Source organism: Helicobacter sp. T3_23-1059 (genome assembly GCF_053654515.1).
Window position 1 is genome coordinate 1 of sequence record NZ_JBSIUV010000228.1, and the last position, 464, is coordinate 464.

Here is a 464-nt window from a genome sequence, read left to right on the forward strand (position 1 = left end):
ATATCGTTGATAAAAGATTTGCTAGCGTTTGTGGGATTTGCACCATTTTTTGTGTTTATGGGACTTGTGGGGTTTGACATTTGGAATACTCCTTATTAGAAATTAAACTCATAAAATAATAAAATAAAATAATACAATAAAATGGCTTAATGTAATTTATCATAACAATAAATGATTTATGATTTGCTTAAGGAAGCAAATGCCAACATTTGTCATTCTGTTCTACCTCTTTATATAATTCTCCCCAAATGGTGCTAAATACTCTAATCCACTAGAATGTATATAGCCCTCATAGAGTTTGAGCGTGGAGGGGGTTTTATTGAAGGTGTTGGCATAAGAGCCACTAATAAAGATTTTTAACCCTTCAAGCCCTGCGGTGTATAGTAATTCATCTTTTATTTCTCCAAATTTATGTTCCTCTTTATTGACATCAAAAGTATCTTGTGAAGCAGTATCTTTGTCGC

General features: G+C 32.3%; 1 protein-coding gene. It reads right to left on the reverse strand.

All coding sequences use genetic code 11. From position 1 onward, the window contains the following. Positions 1 to 222: 222 nt before the first annotated feature. The coding region (locus ACWIX0_RS14185) for a hypothetical protein (RefSeq protein ID WP_454174617.1) at positions 223 to 464 on the reverse strand (242 nt) is incomplete at its 5' end.